This window comes from Spongiactinospora gelatinilytica, from assembly GCF_003236385.1.
In the GTDB taxonomy this organism is placed as follows: Bacteria; Actinomycetota; Actinomycetes; order Streptosporangiales; family Streptosporangiaceae; genus Spongiactinospora; species Spongiactinospora gelatinilytica.
In genome coordinates this window covers 1-1,431 of sequence record NZ_POUA01000712.1, presented here as the reverse complement: position 1 = coordinate 1,431, position 1,431 = coordinate 1, and the positions used below count along the sequence as shown (strand labels likewise).

General features: G+C 75.2%; 1 protein-coding gene. It reads right to left on the bottom strand.

Going from position 1 to position 1,431, the window contains the following annotated elements; all coding sequences use genetic code 11:
- On the bottom strand, positions 1-1,069 hold a 1,069-nt coding region (locus tag C1I98_RS38835), incomplete at its 3' end, for a TRM11 family SAM-dependent methyltransferase (RefSeq protein ID WP_111172179.1).
- Positions 1,070-1,431 lie beyond the last annotated feature (362 nt).

Below are 1,431 nucleotides of genomic sequence, written 5' to 3'. Positions count from 1 at the left end.
CGGCCTGCTCCCCGCTCACGTGCTGCACGTGGGCGGGGAGCAGGCCGTGGGCGATGCCCGCGGCCAGTTCGGCGGTGTCGGGGATCAGTACCACCGCGCGGCCGTCCGGGCGCAGCAGCCGCCGTATCTCCGGCCACAGCGCCGACGGCGTACGGGCCAGCCGCCCGCGCGGCGCGACCTGCCCGCCCCACGGCGGATTGGCCAGCAACCGGTCCACACCCCCGTCCGGCAGCGGAAGCGCCGCCGCGTCGGCGCTCTCGAAGATCGGCCCAGTGAGCCTTGTGGCCGGGTTGCCGGGGTGCGGTGCTGTGGGGTCCGGGGCGGGCTTCAAGGTCGGGCCGTCGAGCCCTGCGGCCGAGGCGTTGGCGCGGGCGGCGCGCAGTGCTGTGGGGTCCAGGTCGTAGCCGCGCGGCACCGCGTCGGGCTGGAGCCGGGCCGCCTCGATGAGCAGCGTGCCCGCGCCGCAGCACGGATCGGCCACCACATCGCCCGGCCGGATGTCGGCCAGCCGCGCCATCGCCGCCGCCACCGGCGGGTGCAGGGTCCCCGGCACGGTGTGCCGCTTGTAGGCGCGCCGGTGCAGGGGCCGCGGCGCGACCCGCAGCATCAGGGTGGCGTCGGTTCCGTCCAGGGTGAGCCGCCACGCGCCGTACCCCGGTGGCGGGGGAGTGCCGTCCCGCCGCGAGTGGTACGGCACGCCCAGCCGTACGGCCAGCGCCGTACCCGCCGCGTCCTCCACGTCGTACCTGCTGAAGTTGCGCCTGCCCAGGAACGACGCCGAGACCTCCACCCCCGCGTGCCCGGCGGCATCGATGCCCGCGACCTGGTCGGCCAGCCGGGCGAGCGCGCCCAGGGCCTCCCGGCCGCGCCCGATGTCGGGCATCGTGGCGGCGAGCAGGAAGGCGTCGTCCGCCGTGCGCAGACCGGTCGAACCGGCCGCAGAACCGATGAACCGGACCTCACGGTGCCCGATCCACGTGACGGTGCCCAGCCGTTCGCCCAGCACCTCGCGGGCCACCGCGGTCTCCAGCCCGCTCACACAACGCGCCACCAGGCGCGCGGCCGTCACCGTACGGCCACGACACCGGGACGCGGTACATCGAGAAGACGCGTGTGATCACGCATGAGTCGTTCTTCTCCCACGTCGCGACTCGGGACGGCACAACACCGCCCCGCATCACCGGCGACGGGATCGCCTCGTCTCGCCGGCGGGTCGTCAACGTCGGAAGTTGAACTTCATGGCATGACCGTACCAGCAACCCGGCCCCAGACGGCGGGAGCGTCGGCGTGCCGAGGGCGGCCGTGGGGTCAGCGGGAGCGGCGGCGGCGGGTGAGGAGGATGATCAGGCCCGTGAGGAGGAGCAGGGCGAGGGGGACGCCGATCCAGGCGAGGGGGCCTGCGTTGGTGAGCGGGGCGGATGTGCCCTCGGC